At 70.5% G+C, this 25,750-nt stretch carries 21 protein-coding genes and 1 pseudogene; 13 read left to right on the top strand and 9 right to left on the bottom strand.

Features of this window, described 5'->3' with window-relative positions; genetic code table 11:
• Positions 1-24: 24 nt before the first annotated feature.
• The 7 genes from DRB96_RS09435 (at position 25) to trxA (ending at position 9,516) form a co-directional block, all read left to right on the top strand.
• Positions 25-2,292: a DUF6049 family protein gene (locus DRB96_RS09435; RefSeq protein WP_204357682.1), complete on the top strand. Its 2,268-nt coding sequence runs from the start codon at positions 25-27 to the stop codon at positions 2,290-2,292.
• Between the two features lie 46 nt (positions 2,293-2,338).
• Positions 2,339-4,516: a murein biosynthesis integral membrane protein MurJ gene (gene murJ, locus DRB96_RS09430; RefSeq protein WP_112448020.1), complete on the top strand. Its 2,178-nt coding sequence runs from the start codon at positions 2,339-2,341 to the stop codon at positions 4,514-4,516.
• Between the two features lie 117 nt (positions 4,517-4,633).
• Entirely contained in the window at positions 4,634-6,361 is a 1,728-nt protein-coding gene (locus DRB96_RS09425; protein WP_112448019.1) for a protein kinase family protein, read from the top strand.
• A gap of 24 nt (positions 6,362-6,385) precedes the next feature.
• Positions 6,386-7,087 (top strand): RNA polymerase sigma factor SigM, encoded by a 702-nt coding sequence (gene sigM, locus DRB96_RS09420; RefSeq protein ID WP_112448018.1) that lies wholly within the window; start codon positions 6,386-6,388, stop codon positions 7,085-7,087.
• Positions 7,084-8,031, top strand: a complete 948-nt coding sequence (locus DRB96_RS09415; RefSeq protein WP_112448017.1) for a hypothetical protein — start codon at positions 7,084-7,086, stop codon at positions 8,029-8,031. Before sigM ends, DRB96_RS09415 begins: the two co-directional genes overlap by 4 nt.
• A 127-nt stretch (positions 8,032-8,158) precedes the next feature.
• Positions 8,159-9,118: a thioredoxin-disulfide reductase gene (gene trxB / locus DRB96_RS09410; RefSeq protein ID WP_112448016.1), complete on the top strand. Its 960-nt coding sequence runs from the start codon at positions 8,159-8,161 to the stop codon at positions 9,116-9,118.
• 56 nt (positions 9,119-9,174) lie between these two features.
• The gene (gene trxA / locus DRB96_RS09405; RefSeq protein WP_112448015.1) at positions 9,175-9,516 is read left to right on the top strand and encodes a thioredoxin; all 342 of its coding nucleotides are present in this window, start codon (positions 9,175-9,177) and stop codon (positions 9,514-9,516) included.
• Positions 9,517-9,632: 116 nt separating this feature from the next.
• Here the strand turns inward: trxA and DRB96_RS09400 are convergent, their stop codons facing one another.
• The 9 genes and pseudogenes from DRB96_RS09400 to rpmH all read right to left on the bottom strand — a co-directional run bounded on the left by DRB96_RS09400 (position 9,633) and on the right by rpmH (position 16,126).
• Entirely contained in the window at positions 9,633-10,250 is a 618-nt protein-coding gene (locus DRB96_RS09400) for a GNAT family N-acetyltransferase (RefSeq protein ID WP_112448014.1), read from the bottom strand.
• A gap of 101 nt (positions 10,251-10,351) precedes the next feature.
• Positions 10,352-11,443, bottom strand: coding sequence for a ParB/RepB/Spo0J family partition protein (locus DRB96_RS09395; RefSeq protein ID WP_112448013.1), 1,092 nt, complete (start codon positions 11,441-11,443; stop codon positions 10,352-10,354).
• Positions 11,440-12,531 carry a ParA family protein gene (locus DRB96_RS09390; RefSeq protein WP_112448012.1) on the bottom strand — a complete coding sequence of 364 codons (1,092 nt, stop codon included), beginning with the start codon at positions 12,529-12,531 and terminating at the stop codon, positions 11,440-11,442. The genes DRB96_RS09395 and DRB96_RS09390 overlap by 4 nt, the downstream gene beginning before the upstream one ends.
• Positions 12,532-12,815: 284 nt before the next feature.
• Positions 12,816-13,526, bottom strand: coding sequence for a 16S rRNA (guanine(527)-N(7))-methyltransferase RsmG (rsmG, locus tag DRB96_RS09385; protein ID WP_112448011.1), 711 nt, complete (start codon positions 13,524-13,526; stop codon positions 12,816-12,818).
• A 152-nt stretch (positions 13,527-13,678) separates the two neighbouring features.
• Positions 13,679-14,188, bottom strand: a complete 510-nt coding sequence (locus DRB96_RS09380; protein ID WP_112448010.1) for a R3H domain-containing nucleic acid-binding protein — start codon at positions 14,186-14,188, stop codon at positions 13,679-13,681.
• Between the two features lie 15 nt (positions 14,189-14,203).
• Entirely contained in the window at positions 14,204-15,310 is a 1,107-nt protein-coding gene (gene yidC / locus DRB96_RS09375; RefSeq protein WP_112448009.1) for a membrane protein insertase YidC, read from the bottom strand.
• A gap of 30 nt (positions 15,311-15,340) precedes the next feature.
• Positions 15,341-15,595: pseudogene (gene yidD / locus DRB96_RS09370) on the bottom strand (membrane protein insertion efficiency factor YidD); the annotation flags it as partial.
• A complete protein-coding gene (gene rnpA / locus DRB96_RS09365) occupies positions 15,592-15,966 on the bottom strand; it encodes a ribonuclease P protein component (RefSeq protein ID WP_112448008.1) in 375 nt (124 codons plus the stop codon). The pseudogene yidD and the gene rnpA, both read right to left, overlap by 4 nt.
• Before the next feature lie 22 nt (positions 15,967-15,988).
• Positions 15,989-16,126, bottom strand: coding sequence for a 50S ribosomal protein L34 (gene rpmH, locus DRB96_RS09360; protein ID WP_112448007.1), 138 nt, complete (start codon positions 16,124-16,126; stop codon positions 15,989-15,991).
• 359 nt (positions 16,127-16,485) lie between these two features.
• On the opposite strand from rpmH, the gene dnaA reads away from it, so the two are divergent.
• From dnaA to gyrB, 6 genes are all read left to right on the top strand, one after another.
• Entirely contained in the window at positions 16,486-18,297 is a 1,812-nt protein-coding gene (gene dnaA / locus DRB96_RS09355) for a chromosomal replication initiator protein DnaA (RefSeq protein ID WP_112448006.1), read from the top strand.
• A gap of 879 nt (positions 18,298-19,176) precedes the next feature.
• Positions 19,177-20,307 carry a DNA polymerase III subunit beta gene (gene dnaN / locus DRB96_RS09345; RefSeq protein ID WP_112448005.1) on the top strand — a complete coding sequence of 377 codons (1,131 nt, stop codon included), beginning with the start codon at positions 19,177-19,179 and terminating at the stop codon, positions 20,305-20,307.
• A 211-nt stretch (positions 20,308-20,518) separates the two neighbouring features.
• Positions 20,519-21,394: a phosphogluconate dehydrogenase (NAD(+)-dependent, decarboxylating) gene (gene gnd, locus DRB96_RS09340; protein WP_112448004.1), complete on the top strand. Its 876-nt coding sequence runs from the start codon at positions 20,519-20,521 to the stop codon at positions 21,392-21,394.
• 137 nt (positions 21,395-21,531) lie between these two features.
• Positions 21,532-22,668, top strand: coding sequence for a DNA replication/repair protein RecF (recF, locus tag DRB96_RS09335; protein ID WP_112448003.1), 1,137 nt, complete (start codon positions 21,532-21,534; stop codon positions 22,666-22,668).
• Complete coding sequence (locus tag DRB96_RS09330; RefSeq protein ID WP_112448002.1) at positions 22,665-23,207, top strand: DUF721 domain-containing protein; 543 nt, start codon at positions 22,665-22,667, stop codon at positions 23,205-23,207. The genes recF and DRB96_RS09330 overlap by 4 nt, the downstream gene beginning before the upstream one ends.
• A gap of 439 nt (positions 23,208-23,646) precedes the next feature.
• Positions 23,647-25,713: a DNA topoisomerase (ATP-hydrolyzing) subunit B gene (gene gyrB / locus DRB96_RS09325; RefSeq protein WP_112448001.1), complete on the top strand. Its 2,067-nt coding sequence runs from the start codon at positions 23,647-23,649 to the stop codon at positions 25,711-25,713.
• Positions 25,714-25,750 lie beyond the last annotated feature (37 nt).

Here is a 25,750-nt window from a genome sequence, read left to right as displayed (position 1 = left end):
CACTTCGAGGGACCGGGGGAGCGCGTGGCCGAGGCGGCAGACATCCAGGGGGCGCCCCCCGCTCCTGCCCGCAAGCGCTGGTTGCGGCGCGCGGTCGTCCTGCTCGCCGGAACCCCGGTCCTCGCCGCCCTGGTCTACTCACCCGCCCCCGAGGCCCAGGCCGCGGAGGCCGCCGCGGCCGTCGACATCCGGCTCGACGGCCTGACGCCCACCGCCCCGGTCAAGGGCGACACCCTCACGATCTCCGGCACCGTGGTCAACAACGGCCGCGAGAAGATCACCGACGCGCACGTGGGCTTGCGGGTCGGCCCGGCGCTGGGGGACCGCAGCTCCATCGACGAGGCAGCGGATCGCGGCGCCTTCCGGGCCGGGGCGGACCCCGCCGAGGTCGGTGCCGAATTCGCCGTGAAGATCGATTCGCTGCCCTCGAAGGTCTCCCAGCCCTTCACCCTCAAGGTTCCGGTGAACAAGCTGGAGCTCGACAAGGACGGCGTCTACCAGCTGGGCGTCTCGCTGTCCGGGGAGACCGAGGGCCGCCCGTACGAGCAGGTCCTCGGCATCCAGCGGACCTTCCTGCCCTGGCAGCCGGAAGCCGCGGCCAAGCGCTCGCAGATCTCGTACGTGTGGCCGCTGATCTCCACCACGCACCTGACCGCGGAGACCGGCTCGGACGAGCTCCAGACCCCCGTCTTCCTCGACGACAGCCTGGCCGACGAGCTTCGGCCCGGCGGGCGCCTGGAGCAGATGGTCTCGCTCGGCAAGGATCTGCCGATCACCTGGGTGATCGATCCGGACCTGCTCTACACGGTCGACGCCATGACCAAGGGCTACCGGATCCGCACCCCCGACGGCCGGACCGTCCAGGGCAAGAACAAGGCCGTCGCCGAACAGTGGCTGAGCGCGCTGGAGAGCGCCGTCCAGGGCAAGAAGGTCGTCGCGCTGCCCTTCGCGGACCCCGACATCGCCTCGCTCGCCCACCGCGGCAAGGACGTCTCCGGCACGCTGGGCCAGCTCCGGCCGGCCACCGACAAGGCGAAGCAGGCCGTCGAGACCGTCCTGCACGTCCCCGCGACCACCGATTTCTCCTGGCCGGTGGACGGGGCGATCGACCCGTCCATCGTCAACGTCGCGACTTCGGCCGGCGCCCACAACGTCCTGACCCGCAGCGACAGCCTCCAGGAGACCGGCGCGCTGGGCTACACCCCCTCGGCGGCCCGCCCCATCGGTGCGGGCACCACGGCCGTGGTCTCCGACGCAGAGCTCTCCACCGCCTTCCAGGGCGACATGCTCGATGCCGGGAACTCCGCGCTCGCGATCCAGCGCTTCCTCGCCCACACGCTCGCCCTGAACCTGCAGAAGACCGACAACCAGCGCAGCTTCGTCGTGGCTCCCCAGCGGATGCCGTCCGCCAGCCAGGCACAGACGATGGCCGCCGCCATCCGGGGCCTGCAGCCGGGCCGCTGGACCCAGCCCTCCGACCTGGAGGCGGCCGCCGCCGCGACGCCCGACCCGCGCGCCGCCACCCAGGTCCCGGGCGCGGGCCAGTACCCCGAGGAGCTCAGCAAGCAGGAACTGCCGGTCTCCGCCTTCGAGAAGATCCGCAGCACTGAGAACACCCTCGACCACTTCAAGGTGATCCTGACCGCGCCCGACCGCGTCGAGATCCCCTTCGGCAACACCACCAACCGGGAGATGTCCGCCTCTTGGCGCGACCGCCCCGGCCCGGCCCTGGACTACCGGGACCAGGTGCAGAAGTACCTGATCGGCCTCACCGAGAAGGTCAGGGTCATCCCCAAGTCCGACGCCACCCTCTCCGGGCACAGCGCGACGATCCCGGTCAGCGTGCAGAACAGCCTGGTCCAGGACACCCGCAACCTCGTCCTGCGCGTGCAGTCCGCCAACCCGACCCGCCTGATGTTCGGCGACAGCGGCCAGGCCGAGGAAGAAGTCGCGGTCCAGGGCGGGCACAGCCAGACCGTGAAGTTCCCCGCCAACGCCACCGCGAGCGGCCCCGTCGAGGTGACCGCGCAGCTCTTCACGACCGACGGCGTCCCCTACGGCAAGGCACGCACGTTCACGGTCGAGGCGACCGAAGTGACCCCCACCGTCATGCTCGTCATCGCCGGCGGCGTCCTCCTGCTCGTGCTGGCCGGCATCAAGATGTACGCCAGCCGCAAGCGCGTCGCGGCGCGCGCCGCCGTGGAGGAGAGCACGCAGCAGAGTGACGAGTCCCCGGACACCGGACCGCAAAGCGCGGACCCGTCCGGCACGGGTGAGACAGTGGACCGTTGAGCGACGCCGTGGCCGGTCGGCCTGGGGACGATGAGGTGGGGTTTCGATGAACGCGCCGTACGAAGGTGACCGCGCGCAGGGCACTGGCGGGCCCGCGCCCTCCCAGGGCACTGCCCCCGGCGCCCCGGTGCCGGGGCAGGTTCCCGCGCCCGCGCCCGCGCCGGACCACGACCCGTATGTCCAGGACGCCTACGCCTACGACCCGTACCGGTCACAGGACCTGTCGGCCCAGGACCCGGTGGCCGAGGTCCTCTACGACCGGGCCTCGCACCCGCCGCCGCCGCCCGGGACCTTCCAGGAGCCCGGCCCGCTCTACGCGGCTCCGCAGGCCCCCTCCTACGCCCCCGACCCGCGGGTCTGGGCCCAGACCCCGCCGCCCGAGCCGGACGGCCCCTCCCGGCACCTGCCCTACGGCGACCACGCCACCACCACGCAGTTCGTCGGCGTGGACTCCCTCGTCACCAAGGCCGCCGGCCAGGAGCCCCAGCCGGACGCCTTCGCACACCTCTACCGGGACCAGGAGGCCGCACCGCGCACCCCGGCGGAGGACGCGCCCGTCGCCGCACCGGCGCCGAGCAAGCCCGCCGGACGCGCCTCCAGCCTGCTGAAGTCCAGCGCCCTGATGGCCGCCGGCACGATCGTCTCCCGCATCACCGGCTTCATGCGGACTCTGGTGATCGCCGGAGCCATCGGCGTGGCCACCCTCAACGACAGCTACCAGGTCGCCAACACCCTGCCGACGATGATCTACGTACTGGTCGGCGGCGGCGCCCTCAACGCGGTCTTCATCCCGCAGCTGGTGCGCGCGATGAAGAACGACGAGGACGGGGGAGAGGCCTACGCCAACCGGCTGCTCACCCTCGTCATCGTCCTGCTGGGCGCCGTCACCACCATCTGCGTCCTCGCGGCCCCGCTGTTCATCGGCATGATGTCGCAGAAGATCGCCGACGATCCGCAGCGCCTGGACGTCGCCGTCGCCTTCGCCCACTACTGCCTGCCCACCATGTTCTTCATGGGCGTGCACGTGGTCCTCGGTCAGATCCTCAACGCCCGCGGCCGGTTCGGCGCCATGATGTGGACCCCGGTCCTCAACAACATCGTCGTCATCGCCACCTTCAGCGCCTTCATCTGGGCCTTCGGCGGCTTCACCACCACCGGCGTCACCGAGGCCGGCATCACCCCCGACGGCGTCCGGCTGCTGGGCCTGGGCACCCTGCTCGGCCTGGTCGTCCAGTCCCTGGCGATGGTTCCCTACCTGCGCGACGCCGGCTTCAAGCCGCGGCTGCGCTTCGACTGGAAGGGCCACGGCCTCGGCAAGGCCGCCGGCCTGGCGAAGTGGACGTTCTTCTTCGTCCTCGCCAACCAGCTCGGACTGATCGTCGTCACGCAGCTCGCCACCTGGGCGGGCGAGGTCGCCGACAAGCAGGGCCACGGCGGCACCGGCATCACCGGCTACAACTACGCCCTGCTGCTCTGGCAGATGCCGCAGGCCATCATCACCGTCTCCGTCATGACCGCGGTCCTGCCCCGCATCTCGCGCTCCGCCCACGACGGCGACGCCGCCGCCGTCCGCGACGACATCTCCTACGGCCTGCGCACCTCGGCCGTCGCGATCGTGCCCTGCGCCTTCGCGTTCCTCGCGCTGGGCGTCCCGATGGCAGGCCTGCTCTACGCCGGTTCCGGCGCGGAGAGCGCCCAGAACATCGGCTTCATCCTGATGGCCTTCGGCCTCGGCCTGATCCCGTACTCGGTCCAGTACGTCGTCCTGCGCGGCTTCTACGCCTACGAGGACACCCGGACCCCCTTCTACAACACGGTCATCGTCGCCGCCGTCAACGCGGGCGTCTCCACCGCCGCCTTCTTCGTCCTGCCGGCCCGCTGGGCCGTCGTCGGCATGGCCGCCGCATACGGCCTCGGCTACGCGGTGGGCGTCGGCGTCGCCTGGCGCCGGCTGCGCACCCGCCTCGGCGGCGACCTCGACGGGGCGCACGTGATGCGCACCTACACCCGTCTCATCGGCGCCTGCGTCCCCGCCGCCGCCGTGGCCGGCGCGGTCGCCTTCGCGGTGCTGCGCTTCCTCGGCAACGGTGCGCTCGGTTCGCTCACCGCGCTGGTGGCCGGCGCTATCGCGCTGGCCGCGGTGTTCATCGTCTCCGCCAAGCGGATGCGCATCGAAGAACTCAACGCGATGGTCGGAATGGTGCGCGGACGCCTGGGGCGCTGATGCGCACAACCATCCCCTTCCCTAGCGTGTCGTGCAGAGCGCCGGACTGTGGGCACAATTGGCATGGCTTCGCAGGATGGCCGACAGCGCGTAACGGATGGGGAGGCAGGGACGACGGTGGCGGAACGTAGCACGGCTGCCGTCGACGTGGCCGACAACGGCGGCGACGAGCCGCCGGCCGCTGAGGCGGTCAAGGCCACGGCCGACGGGGTGGACACCCAGAACGGACGAGCCGCGGACGGATCCATGCCCGAAAAGGACGGCGAGCGCAGGAACGCGGCACCTGCGGCCGCTCCCGAACTCCACAGCGGTCACAAGCTCGCCAGACGCTACCGGCTCGAAGAGTGCGTCACCCGTGTGGACGGATTCAGCAGCTGGCGCGCGATGGACGAGAAGCTGCGCAGGGCGGTGGGTGTCCACCTGCTGCCCGCCGACCACGCCCGGGCCCGCGCGGTCCTGGCCGCCGCCCGCTCCTCCGCCCTGCTCGGCGACCCCCGGTTCGTCCAGGTCCTCGACGCCGTGGAGGAGAACGACCTCGTCTACGTCGTCCACGAGTGGCTGCCCGACGCCACGGAGCTCACCGCGGTCCTCGCGGCGGGCCCCATGGAGCCGCACGAGGCCTACCAGCTGGTCAGCCAGGTCTCCCAGGCCATGACCGCCGCGCACCGCGAGGGCCTGGCGCACCTGCGCCTGACCCCCAGCGCCATACTGCGCACCTCCTCGGGCCAGTACCGCATCCGCGGCCTCGCCGTGAACGCCGCCCTGCGCGGCATCACCAGCGAGACCCCGCAGCGCGCGGACACCGAGGCCATCGGCGCCCTGCTGTACGCCGCCCTCACCCAGCGCTGGCCGTACGAGAACGACGCGTACGGCCTCACCGGCCTGCCCAAGGGCGTCGGCCTGATCGCCCCCGACCAGGTCCGCGCCGGAGTCCACCGCGGCCTGGGCGAGCTCGCCATGCGCGCCCTCGCCAACGACGGGGCCACCGCCTCCCGTCAGGAACCCGCCTGCACCACCCCGGAAGAGCTCTCCAAGGCCGTCGCCGCGATGCCCCGCATCCGGCCGCCGGAGCCCACCTTCACCGCGCCTCCGGAGTACCAGCACACGACCTACCAGCAGGGCAGCTACGGCAGGCCCACGCCTCCCGGCATGCCCCCCGCGCAGCCGCTCCCCGTGGCACCCCCGCCGCCGCCCCTGCAGAGCCGGACGGGCCGGGCCCTGAAGTGGGGTGTGGCGGCCCTGCTGATCGCCGCCCTCGGCCTGGGCAGCTGGCAGCTCGCAGACACCCTGCTGGGCCGCGCCAACCAGGGCAGCAACGGCAGCAACCAGAACCCGAACCCGAAGTCCGACGAGGCCCCGGAGAACAAGGACCCGGTCGTCCTCGCCCCCACCGGCGCCGCCGAGTACTACCCCGACGGCAAGCCACAGGACGCCGAAGGCGCCAAGAGCACCTTCGACGGGGACAACTCCACCTACTGGCGCACCAAGTACTACCTCGACGGCCCGGACATGAACCCGGCCTACAAAGAGGGCCTCGGGATCGTCTACGACCTCGGCTCGGAGCAGGACGTCAGCGGAGCATCGATAACGCTGAAGTACGCGGGCGACCACACCACCGCCACGCTCTACAAGGCCTCCTCCCTTTCCCCGTCGGCGTCGCTCGCGTCCATGGAGAAGATCGTCACCGAGACGACCTCGTCCAGCACGCTCAAGCTGGCCGCCGAGAAGCCCGTCAAGGCCCGCTACGTCCTCGTCTGGATCACCGCGATGCCGGACGCGCCCCCGGACACGTTCAGCGGGGCCGGGTACAAGCAGGCCATCGCGGAAGTGAAGTTCACGGGCTGACGACAGCAGGGGGAGGGCCCACCGTTGAACGAAGCCACACCCGACGGCCGCAGCGACCAGGAACTCCTGTCGCTGCACGCCGCCGGCGATCCCGACGCGTTCGGTGAGCTCGTCCGCCGCCACCGCGACCGGCTGTGGGCGGTGGCCCTGCGCACGCTCGGCGACCGGGAGGAGGCCGCCGACGCCGTGCAGGACGCCCTGGTCTCCGCCTACCGGGCCGCGCACACCTTCCGCGGGGAGTCCGCCGTCACCACCTGGCTCCACCGCATCACCGTGAACGCCTGCCTGGACCGGGCCCGCAAGGCCGCCTCCCGCAGGACGTCCCCCCTTGACGACACGGACCGCCTGGAGCGCCTCCTGGAGCCCCACGAGTCCGCCGAGGCCCCCGCGGAGCGCCAGGACCTCCACCGCCAGCTCCTGGCCGCCCTGGGCACCCTGCCGGCCGAGCAGCGCGCCGCGCTCGTCCTGGTCGACATGCAGGGCTACCCCGTCGCCGAGGCGGCCCGGCTGCTCGACGTCCCCGTCGGCACCGTGAAGAGCCGGTGTGCGCGCGGCCGGGCGAAACTGGTCCCGCTCCTCACTCATCTGCGCACGTCCACCGGGGATAACACCGACACCGGGCGGGGAAGGAACCGGACACCCGGGACAACCGTCCCACCGGCGGCAGACCGCGGGGACGCAGCCCCGGACCCCAACGCAGTGAAGGGCGGAGGTGGGCGAGCGTGAGCACCACGACCGGCACGGTCCGGCACCCCGACGTCTCGGAGATCTCCGAGCTGACGGAGGGCCTCCTCTCCCCGTCCCGTACGGCGGAGGTCCGCAGCCATCTCGGCGACTGCGCCCTGTGCGCCGACGTACGCGCCTCCCTGGAGGAGATCCGGGCCCTGCTCGGCACCCTTCCCGGGCCCGCCCGCATGCCCGCCGACATCTCCGGCCGGATCGACGCGGCCCTCGCCGCCGAAGCGCTCCTCGACGCCACCACCCCGCGCGAGGACGCCGCCCCCGCACCGCGGCCCGCGGCCCGCGGCCTGTCCGACCCCGCTGTTTCACGTGAAACACCGCCCGACCGGCCCACGCGGGCCGCCGCCCCGCGGCCCTCCGGTCACCCGGCCGGCCCAACCGGCCCCGGTCGGCGCCGGGCCCGCCTGCGGATCGCCCTCGCCGGCGGCCTGCTCGCTTCCTGCGCCGCCGGCCTCCTGCTGTTCAACCTGGTCTCCGGCCCCGCTTCCTCCCCCGACCGGAGCGCCCAAGGCGATGCCGCCACCGCGCTGTCCAGGCCCGGCGGGGACGAGTACACCGCGCAGGGGCTCCAGGGACAGGTCCGGGAGCTCCTCGCCACCGGGGACCAGCCGAAGGGAGACACGGGCGCGGGGGACCGGAACAAGACCCTCGGAGTGGAGAACAGCCCCCCGACCTCGCCGGAGCTCGCCCCGGGGGACCGCGAGGCACCCCCCGTCCCGGCCTGCGTCCAGAAGGCCACCGGCCGCTCCGAGAGCCCGCTGGGCTCCGAGCAGGGCACCTACGAGGGGACCGAAGTCTTCCTCGTCGTCCTGCCGCACCCCGGCGACCCCGCCTCCGTGGACGCCTACCTCGTCCCCTCCACCTGCGTCGGCACCCCGTCGGCCGCCCCGGGGAAGCCGCTGCTGACCGCCACCTACCCCCGGAGCTGAGACCCCGCAGGGCCGAGGGGGTCAGCGCGGGAATGCATGCGCCGTAGGATCCGTTGGGTGGGGTGAAGGTTCACACCGGCCCACCCCCCGGTAGGCAGCAGGCAGTCCAGAGACGAGGAAGCAACCCGTGAGCGACGTTCGAAACGTGATCATCATCGGCTCCGGGCCGGCCGGTTACACCGCCGCCCTGTACACCGCACGCGCTTCGCTCAAGCCCCTGGTCTTCGAAGGTGCCGTCACCGCCGGCGGCGCGCTGATGAACACCACCGAGGTCGAGAACTTCCCCGGCTTCCAGGACGGCATCATGGGGCCCGACCTCATGGACAACATGCGCGGCCAGGCCGAGCGTTTCGGCGCCGAGCTGGTTCCGGACGACGTGGTGGCCGTGGACCTCACCGGCGAGATCAAGACCGTCACCGACACCGCCGGCACCGTGCACCGTGCCAAGGCCGTGATCGTGACCACCGGCTCGCAGCACCGCAAGCTCGGCCTGCCGAACGAGGACGCCCTCTCCGGACGCGGCGTCTCCTGGTGCGCCACCTGCGACGGCTTCTTCTTCAAGGACCACGACATCGTCGTGGTCGGCGGCGGCGACACCGCGATCGAGGAAGCCACCTTCCTCTCCCGGTTCGCCAAGTCCGTCACGATCGTGCACCGCCGCGATTCGCTGCGCGCCTCCAAGGCCATGCAGGACCGCGCGTTCGCCGACCCGAAGATCAAGTTCGCCTGGGACAGCGAGGTCGCCGCGATCCACGGCGAGCAGAAGCTCTCGGGACTCACCCTGCGCAACACCAAGACCGGTGAGACCTCCGAGCTGCCCGTGACCGGCCTCTTCATCGCCGTCGGCCACGACCCGCGCACGGAGCTCTTCAAGGACCAGCTGGACCTCGACTCCGAGGGCTACCTCAAGGTCGACGCCCCGTCCACCCGCACCAGCCTCACCGGTGTGTTCGGCGCGGGCGACGTCGTCGACCACACCTACCGCCAGGCCATCACCGCCGCGGGCACCGGCTGCTCCGCCGCCCTCGACGCCGAGCGCTTCCTCGCCGCCCTCGCGGACGCCGAGAAGACGCACGCGACGGTCTGACGCACACCCAGCAGCACCACACCCCACTCTCCCCGCAGGAAAAGAAGGAGGCCGCTGTGGCCGGCACCCTCAAGAACGTGACCGACGCTGACTTCGACGCCGAGGTCCTCAGGAGCGACAAGCCCGTCCTGGTGGACTTCTGGGCCGCCTGGTGCGGTCCGTGCCGCCAGATCGCTCCCTCCCTCGAGGCCATCGCCGCCGAGTACGGGGACCAGATCGAGATCGTCAAGCTCAACATCGACGAGAACCCGGCCACGGCCGCCAAGTACGGCGTCATGTCCATCCCGACGCTGAACGTCTACCAGGGCGGCGAGGTCGCCAAGACCATCGTCGGCGCCAAGCCGAAGGCCGCCATCCTGCGCGACCTGGCGGACTTCGTCGAGGTCAAGACCGTCTGACGCACCCGCACCGGTGACATGCGAACGGGGCCGCCCCTGGCCGGGGGCGGCCCCGTTCGCATGTCCCGCGCAGCGGCGCCGCAGCTCGGCAGCGCCACAGCGATACGGCAGCCGCGTCAGAGCGGCCGCAGCGCCGGCTCCTTGCGGGCCGCGCCCAGCAGCCGGTCCAGGGCCAGCTCCACGTCTTCCTTCCACGACAGCGTGGACCGCAACTCCAGCCGCAGCCGGGGGTGGACCGGATGCGGCCGGACCGTCTTGAAGCCCACCGCCAGCAGGTGGTCGGCCGGCAGGAGACAGGCCGGACGCTCCCACCGGACGTCGCCGAACGCCTCGATCGCCCGGAACCCCCTGCGCAGCAGGTCTTTCGCCACCGCCTGGACCATCACCCGCCCCAGGCCCTGCCCCTGATACCCCGGCATGATCCACGCCGTGATGAGCTGTGCGGCGTCCGGTGAGACCGGACTGGTCGGGAAGGCGGTCGCGCGCGCCACATAGGCCGGCGGGGCGTACAGGACGAACCCGACGGGCACCTCGTCCACGTAGACCACCCGGCCGCACGAACCCCATTCGAGCAGCACGGCGGAGATCCACGCCTCCTTCTCCTGGGCAGAGGTGCCCGCCTTCACCGCAGCCGCACCGGTGACGGGATCCAGCTCCCAGAAGACACAGGACCGGCAACGCCGGGGCAGGTCCTGAAGGTTGTCCAGCGTGAGCGGTACCAGCCGACGACCCATGACCGCATCGTATCCACAGCTCGAATCACCCGAAACCGCAACAAGGCAAAGGGGCGGGCCGCGCCGGTTCGCACCGGCACGACCCGCCCCCAGGCTGGGCGCTACTCCCCGGAGAGTCCCTGGTCCAGCACCCGGCCCTCGCCCGGCGCCAGCGTGCCCAGGATCCGCTCCAGGTCCTCCATGGACGCGAACTCGACGGTGATCTTGCCCTTCTTCTGACCCAGGTCCACCTTCACCCGCGTCTCGAAGCGGTCGGACAGCCGCGTCGCCAGCTCGTTCAGCGCGGGGGCGACCCGGGCCCCGGCCCGCGGACCCTTCGACTTCACCGCGCCCGGATTCTCGGACCCCATCAGCGCGACGATCTCCTCGACCGCGCGCACCGAGAGGCCCTCGGCCACGATCCGGTGCGCCAGCCGGTCCTGCTCCTCGGAGTTGTCCACCGAGAGCAGGGCCCGCGCGTGCCCCGCCGACAGGACGCCCGCCGCCACCCGGCGCTGCACGGGCGGCGACAGCTTCAGCAGGCGCAGCGTGTTCGAGACCTGGGGGCGCGAGCGCCCGATCCGGTCCGCCAGCTGGTCGTGCGTGCAGTTGAAGTCCTGGAGGAGCTGGTCGTACGCGGCGGCTTCCTCCAGCGGGTTCAGCTGAGCCCGGTGCAGGTTCTCCAACAGCGCGTCCAGCAGCAGCTTCTCGTCGTCCGTGGCACGGATGATGGCCGGAATCCGCTGCAGGCCCGCCTCCCGGCACGCCCGCCAGCGCCGCTCGCCCATGATGAGTTCGTAGCGGCCCGGGGCCGCCTGCCGGACCACCACCGGCTGGAGCAGGCCCACCTCCTGGATGGAGGTCACCAGCTCGGCCAACGCGTCCTCGTCGAACACTTCCCGCGGCTGCCGCGGGTTCGGCGTGATCGAGTCCATCGGGAGCTCCGCGAACGTCGCACCCGCCACCTCGCCGGCCGCCGGATCCGCTGCCGGCTCCGGCTCGGCCGCCACGATCGGCACCGATGTTTCACGTGAAACATCGGCCTGCGCCAGCGAGGCCAGCCTCGCCGCCGCGATCCCCCGCTCCGAGGGCAGCACCGGAACCGCCGACGGAGACGTCGACCCGGCGCCGATCACCGGCGGCGTCTTCTCCTGGGGAGCCGCGGGAATCAGCGCGCCGAGCCCCCGCCCCAGACCCCTACGTCGCTCACTCACTGGATCCCCTCCGCCATGCTCTGCGTGTTGTTCAGGCCCGCACTCAGATGAGGGTGCTGGGCGTCGTACTGGATGCCGGCCCCGCGCAGCGCGATCTCCCGCGCCGCCTCCAGGTAGGAGAGGGAACCGCTGGAACCCGGATCGTAGGTCAGCACCGTCTGCCCGTAGCTCGGGGCCTCGGAGATGCGGACCGACCGCGGGATGCTCGTGCGCAGCACCTCCTTGCCGAAGTGCGTGCGCACCTCCTCCGCCACCTGCGAGGCCAGCCGGGTCCTGCCGTCGTACATCGTCAGCAGGATCGTGGACACGTGCAGCGTCGGGTTCAGGTGGGCCCGCACCAGGTCGACGTTGCGCAGCAGTTGACCCAGCCCCTCCAGCGCGTAGTACTCGCACTGGATCGGGATCAGCACCTCGGCGCCCGCGACCAGGGCGTTCACCGTCAGCAGGCCCAGCGAGGGCGGGCAGTCGATCAGGATGTAGTCGAGCGGCTGCTCGTACGCCTGGATGGCCCGCTGGAGGCGGCTCTCCCGCGCCACGAGGGAGACCAGCTCGATCTCCGCGCCGGCCAGGTCGATGGTGGCCGGAGCGCAGAAGAGCCCCTCCACATCGGCGACCGGCTGGACGACCTCCATCAGGGGCCGGCTGTCCACGAGCACGTCGTAGATGGACGGCACGTCGGCGTGGTGGTCGATGCCCAGCGCCGTGGAGGCGTTGCCCTGCGGGTCGAGGTCGACCACCAGGACCCGCGCACCGTGCAGGGCCAGGGAGGCGGCCAGGTTCACGGTCGACGTGGTCTTGCCCACGCCGCCCTTCTGGTTGGCGACCACCATGATCCGGGTCTGTGCGGGCCTGGGCAGGCCCTCACCCGCACGGCCCAGCGCCTCGACCGCGATCTGCGCGGCTCGGCCGATGGGCGTGTCTTCGTTGTCCACTAGCGGCGGGGCCGATGTTTCACGTGAAACATCTTCACCCGGCGATTCAGAGCGGGGACCGGGGACCGGTTCGGCCATCGGCCCCGCAAGGTTGGCGTCTGACCGCACGGTGTCACTCTCCTCGGCATCAGGCTCGCGATGAACAGAGCCTGCCATGTCACCGGGGTCGCGAACCAGCGGGGCCCGCACTCCTGTGGATGAATCCACCGATGTGGACAACTCCGTCCCCCCTTCGTGCTTGCGGTGACGGGGGGACGCAGCCGCACGACCGCGGCTGATGATTCCGTGCAGCAGAGAGCGACGTTTCACGTGAAACACGATGCCCGGACGGAGTCATCCGGCCGCTACGACACTCCGAAATCCATACCTATAGGGCGCAACACGCCCCGAAACTCCGCCGGATCCGGGGCCGCCCGCACAGAGAACCGGGCGGCCGGGGATCAGCGGCGCCGCCGGGTGCGGCTCACCCGGGCGGCCTTGGCCCGCTTCGTCGCGAACCTCACACCGCCGGGGCTCTCGCCCACCTCGACCCGCACCACCGTGGTCAGCGGGTCCACGATGCCCTCGCCGACGTGCAGCACCGAGGTCTTCACCACACCGAGCTTGGCCAGCGCGGCCTTCGCCGACACCAGCTCCTCCTCGGCGGTGTCGCCCTTGAGCGCCAGCATCTCGCCGTACGGCCGCAGCAGGGGAACGCCCCATCCGGCGAGCCGGTCGAGGGGGGCCACCGCCCGCGCCGTCACCACGTGCACCGGCTGCAGCTTGCCGAGGACTTCCTCGGCCCGCCCGCGCACCACCGTCACGTGGTCGAGCCCGAGCAGCTCCACGGCCTCCTGGAGGAAGTTCGTGCGGCGCAGCAGCGGCTCCAGCAGCGTGATCTTCAGGTCACGGCGCAGCAGGGCCAGTGGGATGCCGGGGAGGCCGGCACCCGAGCCCACGTCGCACACGGTGACGCCCTCGGGCACCACCTCGGCGAGCACGGCGCAGTTCAGCACGTGCCGCTCCCAGAGCCGCGGCACCTCGCGCGGCCCGATCAGACCCCGCTTCACGCCCGCGTCCGCCAGCAGCTCCACGTACCGCACAGCTTCCGGGAAAAACTCACCGAACACCGCGCGCGCCTCTTCGGGTGCCGGGGGCGCTTCTTCAGGCATCGGGGGAAGCTCAGCTGCCTCCGTCACGGGGACCGTCCTTCCGTACCGCATGGTTGTGGCCGTGCCGTGCCGCGGGCCACGTCGTCACTGCCAGGCTGACAAACATCGGCCCCGCCTGCGAGACAGACGGGGCCGAACACTCAAGCTTCCGGTCAGGCCGGGAGCACGACGACGAAGCGCTGCGGCTCCTCGCCCTCCGACTCGCTCCGCAGACCGGCGGCCGCCACCGCATCGTGGACGACCTTCCGCTCGAACGGGGTCATCGGGGCCAGCTTCAGGGGCTCGCCGGACGCCTTCACGTCCGCCGAGGCCTGGGCGCCGAGCGCCGCCAGCTCCTCGCGCTTCTTCGCCCGGAACCCGCCGATGTCCAGCATCAGCCGGCTGCGGTCCCCGGTCTCGCGGTGCACGGCGAGGCGGGTCAGCTCCTGCAGAGCCTCCAGCACCTCTCCGTCGCGGCCCACGAGCTTCTGCAGGTCGCGCGCGGACTCACTGACGATGGAGACCGAGGCGCGGTCCGCCTCGACGTCCATGTCGATGTCGCCGTCCAGGTCGGCGATGTCCAGCAGACCCTCAAGGTAGTCAGCCGCGATCTCACCCTCCTGCTCGAGGCGGGTCAGGGTGTCGCCACTCTCAGCGGCGGCGGTGGTGGTGCCTTCCGTCACGGGAGGGACTCCTTCTTACTTCTTGGGAGAGGGCTTGCTGGGGGGCGTCTGGCGCTGCGACTTCGACTGCCTCTTGGGCTGCTGCCGCTTCTGGAGACCGCCGCCTGCCGCATCGGCGTCGACGGTCGCCTCGACGCTCTTCGCCACGGAGCCGTCCGCCTGCGCGGCCAAGCCCTGCTTGGTCAGAGCGGTGATGAACTTGCGCTCGTTGTCGTTGCGGTCCGGGCCCTTGGCCACGATCCCCGCGACGATCTTCTTCTTGCCCCGGCCCTTGAGCTCGCCGTGCGAGGAGACCTGCTTCAGCAGACGCGTCAGGTACTGGTCCTGGGCCATGCTGCCCGGGGTGGGGTTCCGGCTGATCACGAACATCTGCTGGCCCATGGTCCACAGGTTCGTGGTCAGCCAGTAGACGAGGACGCCGACGGGGAAGTTGATGCCCATGACCGCGAAGATCAGGGGGAAGACGTACATCAGCATCTTCTGCTGCTGCATGAACGGCGTCTTGACCGAGAGGTCGACGTTCTTCTGCATCAGCTGGCGCTGCGTGTAGAACTGCGACAGCGACATCATCACGATCATGATCGCGGTGACGATCCGCACGTCGGTGATCGAGGCGCCGAGAGCGGCGACCTTGTCCGCGCTGTCCGTGAACTTGGACGCCAGCGGGGCGCCGAAGATGTGCGCGTTACGCGCGCTCTCCAGCAGCGGGCCGTCGATCTTGCCGATCGGGGTGCCGTTGGCGATGGAGGCGAGCACGTGGTAGAGCGCGAAGAAGAACGGGGACTGCGCCAGGATGGGAAGGCACGAGGAGAGCGGGTTGGTACCCGTCTCCTTGTACAGCTTCATCATCTCTTCGGACTGGCGCTGCTTGTCGTTCTTGTAGCGCTCCTGGATCGCCTTCATCTTCGGCTGGATCGCCTGCATGCCGCGCGTCGCCTTGATCTGCTTCACGAAGAGCGGGATCAGGCAGATGCGGATCAAGATCACCAGGGAGACGATGGACAGGCCCCAGGCCCAACCACTGTCCGCGCCGAACATGGCGCCGTACACCTTGTGGAACTGGACGATGATCCACGAGACAGGCGTGGTAATAAAGCTGAAAAAACTGGCAATCGTGTCCACTAATCAGGCTCCTTGAGCATTGCGAGATCTACGCAACGCACTGCGCAGCTGCTCGTGCCAACGCGGGCGTTTCCGGGGTGGGACGTGGTCCACGCCACCCGGGGACCACGGATTGCACCGCAGGATCCGCCAGGCGGTCAGAGCCGTCCCCTTCACCGCACCATGCCGGTCGATGGCCGTGTACCCGTAGTGCGAACACGAGGGGTAGTAGCGGCACACCGGCCCGAGCAGCGGACTGATGGTCCACTGGTACAGCTTGATCAATGCGAGCAGCGGGTACTTCATCGAGCCTCGCCTCCCGAGAGCCGCAGCAGTGCGGCATCAAGGTCCCGGGCCAGGTCGTCGTAACCGGCATCACCCGCTCCGGGCAGAGCCCGTACCACCACCAGGCTACCTTCGGGCAACCCGGACAGCCGATCGCGGATGAGATGGCGCAACCGGCGCTTGACCCGGGTGCGTACGACGGCGCCGCCGACAGCCTTGCTGACGACGAAACCCGCACGCGTCGAGGGATCGATCTCCCCCGGCTCGTGCGGGTCCGTTGCACCGCTTGTACGTAGGTGGACGACGAGGAGCGGGCGACCAGCCCGACGACCTCGACGTACCGCGCTCGCGAAGTCCTCGCGCCGCCTCAGCCGATTTTCGGGAGACAGCACGACGTCACGATCCGCCCGTCAGTTACGCGGAGAGGGCGCTGCGGCCCTTGCCACGACGGTTCGCGAGGATCGCGCGACCGGCACGGGTACGCATCCGGAGACGGAAGCCGTGGGTCTTGGCACGACGGCGGTTGTTCGGCTGGAAGGTGCGCTTGCTCACTCGAGGGCTCCAGAGAATAAATCGTTTAGGCGGGACATCGCCTGGCTGTCACCGTGCGCCCACGAGGAGAAAACTCGCGTGTTCGCCCGAGTGGCACCGCAAAACGATCACGACCAGTGATCTTCGCCCATCGGTAGGCAGGCGGCAGCAGCCATCGACAACTCGACCTCGTTACGGTACGCGCGGCTACGCCATCCGGTCAAACCGAGGCTGCGGTGCCCCACACTGTGCACAGGCTGTGGACAACGACTTGAACCGTACCCGTCGGCCTGACTACCGTTGCCTGACCCCGGATTTTTTGTCCCGACCGTCCCAAAGAACCACACATTCGTGGGACCCCCTCTGAGAGAGCGTGCTCTGTGGCTGACGTACCTGCCGATCTTGCCGCAGTGTGGCCAAGGGTGCTCGAGAAGCTCCTCGGGGAGGGACAGAACAGCATCGAGCCCAAGGACAAGCAGTGGGTCGAGCGCTGCCAGCCGCTCGCCCTCGTCGCCGACACCGCTCTGCTCGCCGTCCCCAACGAATACGGCAAGCGCGTCCTCGAGGGCCGCCTCGCCCCCCTCATCAGCGACGCGCTCAGCCGCGAGTGCGGCCGCCCCATCCGGATCGCCATCACCGTGGACGATTCCGCCGGCGAGCCCGCGCCCCAGGCCCCGTCCGCTCCCTCCGCGCGCGACGCCTACGAGCCGTACGGAAGCCAGCGCCCCGGAGGCCACACCGGGCCGGGGGGCCACACCGGTCACACGGGCCACACGGGCCCCGGCGACGACCAGCTCCCGAACGCCCGCCCCGCCTACCCGGACTACCAGCAGCCGCGCCCCGAGCCCGGCGCCTGGCCCCGCGGCGGCCAGCAGGACGACTACGGCTGGCAGCAGCCCCGCCTCGGCGGCTTCCCCGACCGCGATCCGTACGCCTCCCCGCAGCCGGGCTACCTCCAGCAGCCCGAGCCCTCCTCCTATGACCAGGGCTCCTACGAGCAGCAGAAGTACGAGCAGCAGGGCTATGACGGCCAGCAGCAGCGCCAGTCCCGCCAGTACGAGCAGCAGGGCGGCTACGAGCAGCAGCCCGCGCGCCAGGCGCCCAGCCGGCCCGCGCCCTCGGCCCCGTCCGGCGGCTCCACCTCGGGCCCGCTCGAGCCGACGGCCCGGCTGAACCCCAAGTACCTCTTCGACACCTTCGTCATCGGCGCCTCCAACCGCTTCGCGCACGCCGCCGCGGTGGCCGTCGCCGAGGCGCCGGCGAAGGCGTACAACCCCCTCTTCATCTACGGGGAGTCGGGTCTGGGCAAGACGCACCTGCTGCACGCCATCGGGCACTACGCGCGGAGCCTCTACCCCGGCACCCGGGTGCGGTACGTGAGCTCCGAGGAGTTCACCAACGAGTTCATCAACTCGATCCGCGACGGCAAGGGCGACGCCTTCCGCAAGCGCTACCGCGAGATGGACATCCTGCTCGTCGACGACATCCAGTTCCTGGCGAGCAAGGAGTCGACGCAGGAGGAGTTCTTCCACACCTTCAACACGCTCCACAACGCCAACAAGCAGATCGTGCTCTCCTCCGACCGGCCGCCCAAGCAGCTCGTCACCCTGGAGGACCGGCTCCGCAACCGCTTCGAGTGGGGCCTGATCACCGACGTCCAGCCGCCCGAGCTGGAGACCCGCATCGCGATCCTGCGCAAGAAGGCCGTCCAGGAGCAGCTCAACGCCCCGCCGGAGGTGCTGGAGTTCATCGCCTCCCGCATCTCGCGCAACATCCGCGAGCTGGAGGGGGCGCTGATCCGGGTCACGGCCTTCGCGAGCCTGAACCGGCAGCCGGTCGACCTCGGCCTGACCGAGGACGTCCTGAAGAACCTGATCCCCGGCGGCGAGGACAGCGCGCCCGAGATCACCGCGACGGACATCATGGCCGCCACCGCGGACTACTTCGGGCTCACCGTGGACGACCTGTGCGGCTCCTCGCGCAGCCGCGTGCTCGTCACCGCCCGGCAGATCGCCATGTACCTGTGCCGGGAGCTCACGGACCTCTCCCTGCCGAAGATCGGGGCGCAGTTCGGCGGCCGCGACCACACCACGGTCATGCACGCGGACCGCAAGATCCGCGCTCTGATGGCGGAGCGGCGCTCCATCTACAACCAGGTCACGGAGCTCACCAACCGCATCAAGAACGGCTGACTCCGACGCGCATCGAGGGCCGTACGGGCGTCGCCGAGGCCTCCTCAAACGCTTTCTCAGGGCGCTCCCGGGTCACTTCGGGGGCGCCCTTCGTCGTGCGTGCGCCCCCGATCTGTTCGAATACGCCCCCAATGGAGCAACTCATCCACAGATTGGCCGACTTTCTTCCGTCCACAGGGTGGGGACGGACGGATCCACCCACAAGGCTGTCCACAGGCCCCAGGCGTGAGGCACCATCAGGGCTGGTCAGACCCCTGTGGATTTGTGCGCAACGACTATCCACAGGCTGTGGACAGAATTTTCATCCACAGCTCCGTCCACCGCGTTGTCCACCGGCGGTCCACAGCTTCCCGGGTGCTGTGCACAGGATCAGATGACTTCCCCACAGCGTTGTCCACTGTTCGGCAACCCGGAGCCCCCTGTCACCGCCCCGAGTGAAAGCGGTCACACCGAAGTCGACGTTTGGGCTGTGGAGTACTGGGGGAAACCTGGGGACGCACCTGTGGAGTAGTCGGGGTCATCTGGGGATGGCCTGTGCAGAACTTTTTGTTCTCCACAGACACCCCCGGTTTTCCACCGGCTCCACCCACAGGGTGTGGGGATAAAAAACACGGCCTGACCTGCAAAAACACTGTTATGCACCGTTTCCACAGGCCCTACTACTACCCCCATAGAGAGTTAGCCCGGTTTCGGTTTTCAAGCAGGACCTGTGCACAACTCGGTGGATCGCCCTCCCCGACACCTCGCTCCCGACTTGACCGCCAGCAGCGACGACTGTCGGCGCCGTACGTCAGACTGGTCCCCGGCATCGGTCGAGGCATCGACGAGCCGACGACGAAGGCCGGCAGACGAGCGAGCAACAGCAGGAGGCGGTTTCCGGTGAAGATCCGGGTGGAGCGCGACGTACTCGCGGAGGCGGTGGCCTGGGCTGCCCGTAGCCTCCCGGCCCGGCCGCCGGTGCCCGTTCTCGCGGGCCTGCTGCTGAAGGCCGAGGAGGGCAAGCTGTCCCTCTCCGGCTTCGACTACGAGGTTTCGGCCCGCGTCTCCGTCGAGGCGGACGTCGAGGAGGACGGCATCGTCCTGGTCTCCGGCCGGCTGCTCGCCGACATCTGCCGCGCCCTGCCCAACCGCCCGGTGGAGATTTCCACAGACGGTGTACGGGCGACCGTGGTCTGCGGCTCCTCCCGGTTCACACTCCACACCCTGCCTGTGGAGGAATACCCGGCGCTGCCGACGATGCCGACCGCGACCGGCACCGTGCCCGGCGAGGTCTTCGCCTCCGCCGCCGCCCAGGTCGCCATCGCCGCCGGCCGCGACGACACGCTGCCCGTGCTGACCGGTGTCCGCATCGAGATCGAGGGCGACCGCGTCACCCTCGCCTCCACCGACCGCTACCGCTTCGCGGTCCGCGAGTTCCTGTGGAAGCCCGAGGACCCGGAGGCCTCCGCGGTGGCCCTGGTCCCCGCCAAGACGCTCCTGGACACCGCCAAGGCGCTCACCAGCGGCGACACGGTCACCATCGCGCTGTCCGGCTCCGGCCAGGGCGAGGGCCTCATCGGCTTCGAGGGCGCCGGCCGCCGCACCACCACCCGCCTCCTCGAGGGCGACCTGCCGAAGTACCGCACGCTCTTCCCGACCGAGTTCAACTCCGTCGCCGTGATCGAGACCGCCCCGTTCGTCGAGGCGGTCAAGCGCGTGGCCCTCGTCGCCGAGCGCAACACCCCGGTCCGCCTCAGCTTCGAGCAGGGCGTGCTGATCCTGGAGGCCGGCTCCTCCGACGACGCACAGGCTGTGGAGCGCGTCGACGCGAAGCTGGAGGGCGACGACATCTCGATCGCCTTCAACCCGACCTTCCTGCTGGACGGCCTGAGCGCGATCGACTCTCCCGCCGCCCAGCTGAGCTTCACGACGTCCACCAAGCCGGCGCTGCTCAGCGGCCGCCCCGCGGTCGACGCCGAGGCGGACGAGGCGTACAAGTACCTGATCATGCCGGTCCGCCTCTCCGGCTGAGTCCGTCCCGTCGGGCCCGGTCCTGCTCCGCGGGGCCGGGCCCGACGGCGTCCACAGACCCCGCCGACGGCCCCGTACGCCGCTCTGCGCGGCCGCCCGGAGCGCCCGTGGGGCCGGGGACGGCGCCCCGGCGTAGGCTCGGCGGGGGGATGTCCCCGGGCAGCGGGGGCCACCCCGGTACAGACGGCCACAACGCTTAAGGAACCACCTGATGGAGCTTGGTCTCGTCGGTCTCGGCAAGATGGGCGGCAACATGCGCGAGCGCATCCGCCGCGCCGGCCACACCGTCATCGGATACGACCGCAACCCGGACCTCGCGGATGTCCACAGCCTGTCGGAACTTGTGGACAGCCTGCAGGCCCCCCGCGTGGTGTGGGTGATGGTCCCGGCGGGCGCCGCGACCCAGTCCACCGTCGACGAGCTCGGCGAACTGCTCTCGCCCGGCGACATCGTCGTCGACGGCGGCAACTCGCGCTGGACCGACGACGAGAAGCACGCCGAGGAGCTGGCGGCCAAGGGCATCGGCTTCGTGGACTGCGGAGTCTCCGGCGGCGTGTGGGGCCTGGAGAACGGCTACGCGCTGATGTACGGCGGCGACAAGGAGCACGTCGCGGCCGTCCAGCCGGTCTTCGACGCCCTCAAGCCCGAGGGCGAGTTCGGCGCCGTGCACGCCGGCAAGGTCGGCGCCGGCCACTTCGCGAAGATGGTCCACAACGGCATCGAGTACGCCATGATGCAGGCCTACGCCGAGGGCTGGGAGCTCCTGGAGAAGGTCGACTCGGTCACCGACGTCCGCGAGGTGTTCCGGTCCTGGCAGGAGGGCACGGTCATCCGTTCCTGGCTGCTGGACCTGGCCGTGAACGCGCTGGACGAGGACGAGCACCTGCAGCAGCTGCGCGGGTTCGCGCAGGACTCGGGCGAGGGCCGCTGGACGGTCGAGGCGGCGATCGACAACGCCGTCCCGCTGCCGGCGATCACCGCCTCGCTCTTCGCGCGCTTCGCGTCCCGCCAGGACGACTCCCCGCAGATGAAGATGATCGCCGCGCTGCGCAACCAGTTCGGCGGCCACGCGGTCGAGAAGAAGTAATCCACAACCCGGTGCGCTGATCCACAGGTCTGTGGATCAGCACACCGCACCAGAGCTCCGCAGCTCCACAGCTCCACAGAGCGGAGCGGAGCAGAGCAGAGCACAGCAGCAGGAAGCCGGGGGAGGTCGGCGCCGTCATGCACGTTTCGCATCTCTCGCTGGCCGACTTCCGCTCGTACGCCCGGGCCGAGGTTCCCCTCGACCCGGGCGTCACGGCTTTCGTGGGCCCCAACGGCCAGGGCAAGACCAATCTCGTCGAGGCCATCGGCTACCTCGCGACCCTCGGCAGCCACCGCGTCTCCTCGGACGCCCCGCTCGTGCGCATGGGCGCGGAGCGGGCCGTCATCAGGGGCGCCGTGATCCAGGGCGAGCGGCAGCAGCTGGTGGAGCTGGAGCTCAACCCGGGCCGCGCGAACCGGGCCAGGATCAACAGGTCCTCGCAGGTCAGGCCCCGGGACGTGCTGGGCATCGTCCGGACGGTGCTGTTCGCGCCCGAGGACCTGGCCCTGGTGAAGGGCGACCCGGGGGAGCGGCGCCGTTTCCTCGACGAGCTCGTGACCGCGCGCTCCCCGCGCATGGCGGCGGTCCGCTCGGACTACGAGCGGGTGCTCAAGCAGCGCAACACCCTGCTGAAGTCCGCGGCGATGGCCCGCCGGCACGGCGGCCGCTCGATGGACCTGTCCACCCTCGACGTGTGGGACCAGCACCTGGCGCGCGTGGGCGCCGAACTGCTCGCCCAGCGCCTCGACCTGATCGCGACGCTCCTTCCGCTCGCCGACAAGGCGTACGAGCAGCTCGCGCCCGGCGGCGGCCCGCTCGCCCTGACCTACAAGGCCTCCGCCGGCGAGGCCGTGGACCGGGGTGAGGCGCGCACCCGCGAGGCGCTGTACGAGGTGCTCCTCGCCGCGCTGGTCGAGGTGCGCAAGCAGGAGATCGAGCGCGGCGTGACCCTGGTGGGCCCGCACCGCGACGACCTGGTGCTGCGCCTGGGCGAGCTGCCGGCCAAGGGGTACGCGAGCCACGGCGAGTCCTGGTCGTACGCCCTGGCGCTGCGGCTGGCCTCCTACGAGCTGCTGCGCTCGGAGGGCAGCGAGCCGGTGCTGATCCTCGACGACGTGTTCGCGGAGCTGGACACGCGGCGCCGGGAGCGGCTGGCGGAGCTGGTGGCGCCGGGCGAGCAGGTGCTGGTGACGGCGGCGGTCGACGACGACGTCCCGGGAGTGCTGGTCGGGACGCGGTTCGCGGTGTCCGGAGGCGAGGTGACGCGGCTGTGAGCGATACGACGCGGGACGGCGGCCAGGAGCCCGTGCGCAAGGCCCCCGAGCCCTCGGGCGTGGACCTGGCGCGCCAGGCGCTGGCGGCGGCGCGGGAGCAGGCGCGCGCCCGGGGCAACGCGGCGACGGGCAGGAAGCGCCAGCAGCAGCCGGGCCTGCGCTCGGGCGCCCGCGCGGACGGCCGGGACCCGATGCCGCTGATGGCGGCGCTGGACCGGCTGCGCACGGAGCGCGGCTGGGAGATGCCGATGGCGGTGGCGGGCGTGATGGAGCGCTGGCCGGAGATCGTCGGCCCGGACATCGCGGCGCACTGCGTGCCGGACCGGTACGAGGACCACGAGCTGGTCGTGCGCTGCGACTCCTCGGCCTGGGCGGCGCAGCTCAAACTGCTGGCCCCGCAGCTGGTGGCGCGGCTCAACGGGGACCTGGGGCAGGGCACGGTCCGGATGATCAAGGTGCACGGTCCGGGCGGCGGGCCGAAGCGGTACGGCCCGTTGCGGGCCCCGGGCAGCAAGGGCCCCGGCGACACCTACGGGTGACCCCCCGGCCCTCGCCCGGGCCGGACCCGTCCCCGCGGTGCGAGCCTCCCGCGGGGCTCCGTACGGCTGTACCCGAGGCTCGTACGGCGGCGCCCGCGCGAGCGCCCGTACGAGTGACCCGACATCCGCGCGCCCGGTGCGAACGGCTGCGCGGGTGGTGTCCCTCACGGTAGCGGGAGGTTGACAGCCCGAAGCGCTCAATGCCCGTGTGAGCCTCTTTGAGCCCCTCCCTGGATATGGGGAGTCGGAGAGAGGAGTTTCCGGGCGGCACATGCGGACTCAGGTACCGGCAAACGCCCATTCATGGGGGTGATACCGGTAGACTGAACGAGAATCCCGCGCACGCGCGGGATTCAGTCGAGTAAAGCTGACCACCGCTGACAACGCAGATCGACGCAGCCGCTCCCGCTTGCATGCCTGCCGGCCCGGAGTACGGCCTGTGCTGTGCCAGAAAGGGCGCTTCGTGGCCGATTCCGGCAACCCCAACGACAACCAGTCCACAGCCGGCCGGAACGGCGGCGACCCCGCCGCACCCGTTGAGTACACCGGCAGCCAGATCCAGGTCCTGGAGGGCCTGGACGCAGTCCGCAAGCGGCCCGGCATGTACATCGGCTCCACCGGCGAGCGTGGCCTGCACCACCTCGTCCAGGAGGTCGTCGACAACTCGGTCGACGAGGCCCTCGCCGGGCACGCCGACACCATCGACGTCACGATCCTGCCCGACGGCGGCGTGCGCGTCATCGACAACGGCCGAGGCATCCCGGTCGACATCGTCCCCTCCGAGGGCAAGCCGGCCGTCGAGGTCGTGCTGACCGTCCTGCACGCCGGCGGCAAGTTCGGCGGCGGCGGCTACGCCGTCTCCGGCGGTCTGCACGGTGTCGGCGTCTCCGTCGTGAACGCCCTGTCGACGAAGCTCGCGGTCGAGGTCCGGCGTGACGGCTACCGCTGGACCCAGGACTACAAGCTGGGTGTCCCGACGGCCCCCCTCGCCAAGAACGAGGAGACGTCCGAGACGGGCACCACGGTCACCTTCTGGGCCGACGGCGACATCTTCGAGACCACCGAGTACTCCTTCGAGACGCTCGCGCGCCGCTTCCAGGAGATGGCCTTCCTCAACAAGGGCCTGACCCTCTCGCTGACGGACGAGCGCGAGTCGGCCAAGGCCACGGTCGGGGCGGACACCGCCGAGGAGACCGACGACCAGCAGGCGCGCACGGTCAAGTACTACTACGAGGGCGGCATCGTCGACTTCGTGACGTACCTGAACTCGCGCAAGGGCGAGCTCATCCACCCGACGGTCATCGACGTCGAGGCCGAGGACAAGGAGCGCACGCTCTCGGTCGAGATCGCGATGCAGTGGAACTCGCAGTACACCGAGGGCGTCTACTCCTTCGCGAACACGATCCACACGCACGAGGGCGGCACCCACGAAGAGGGCTTCCGCGCGGCGATGACGGGTCTGGTCAACCGGTACGCGCGGGAGAAGAAGTTCCTGCGCGAGAAGGACGACAACCTCGCTGGCGAGGACATCCGCGAGGGTCTGACCGCGATCATCTCGGTGAAGCTGGGCGAGCCGCAGTTCGAGGGCCAGACGAAGACCAAGCTGGGCAACACGGAGGTCAAGACCTTCGTGCAGAAGGTCGTGCACGAGCACCTCAACGACTGGTTCGACCGCAACCCGAACGAGGCCGCGGACATCATCCGCAAGTCGATCCAGGCGGCCACGGCGCGCGTCGCGGCCCGCAAGGCCCGCGACCTCACCCGCCGCAAGGGCCTGCTGGAGAGCGCCTCGCTGCCGGGCAAGCTGTCCGACTGCCAGTCGAACGACCCGACCAAGTGCGAGATCTTCATCGTCGAGGGCGACTCGGCCGGCGGCTCCGCGAAGTCCGGCCGCAACCCGATGTACCAGGCCATCCTGCCCATCCGCGGCAAGATCCTGAACGTCGAGAAGGCCCGGATCGACAAGATCCTCCAGAACACCGAGGTCCAGGCGCTGATCAGCGCCTTCGGCACCGGCGTGCACGAGGACTTCGACATCGAGAAGCTCCGCTATCACAAGATCATCCTGATGGCGGACGCCGACGTCGACGGCCAGCACATCAACACCCTGCTGCTGACCTTCCTGTTCCGCTTCATGCGGCCGCTGGTCGAGGCCGGTCACGTCTACCTGTCGCGCCCGCCGCTGTACAAGATCAAGTGGGGCCGGGACGACTTCGAGTACGCGTACTCGGACCGCGAGCGCGACGCGCTCGTGGAGCTCGGCAAGCAGAACGGCAAGCGGATCAAGGAAGACTCGATCCAGCGCTTCAAGGGTCTGGGCGAAATGAACGCCGAGGAACTGCGCATCACCACCATGGACGTGGACCACCGCGTGCTCGGCCAGGTCACCCTGGACGACGCCGCGCAGGCCGACGACCTGTTCTCGGTGCTGATGGGTGAGGACGTCGAAGCCCGGCGCTCCTTCATCCAGCGCAACGCCAAGGACGTTCGCTTCCTCGACATCTGAGTCGGCTCAGCTGACTGCTTGAAAGGACTTCTGACCA

Origin of the sequence: Streptomyces sp. ICC1, assembly GCF_003287935.1 — a bacterium.
Classification (GTDB): Bacteria; Actinomycetota; Actinomycetes; order Streptomycetales; family Streptomycetaceae; genus Streptomyces; species Streptomyces tritrimontium.
Note: the sequence above shows the minus strand (reverse complement) of the source record. Positions and strands in the feature narration are given on the sequence as shown.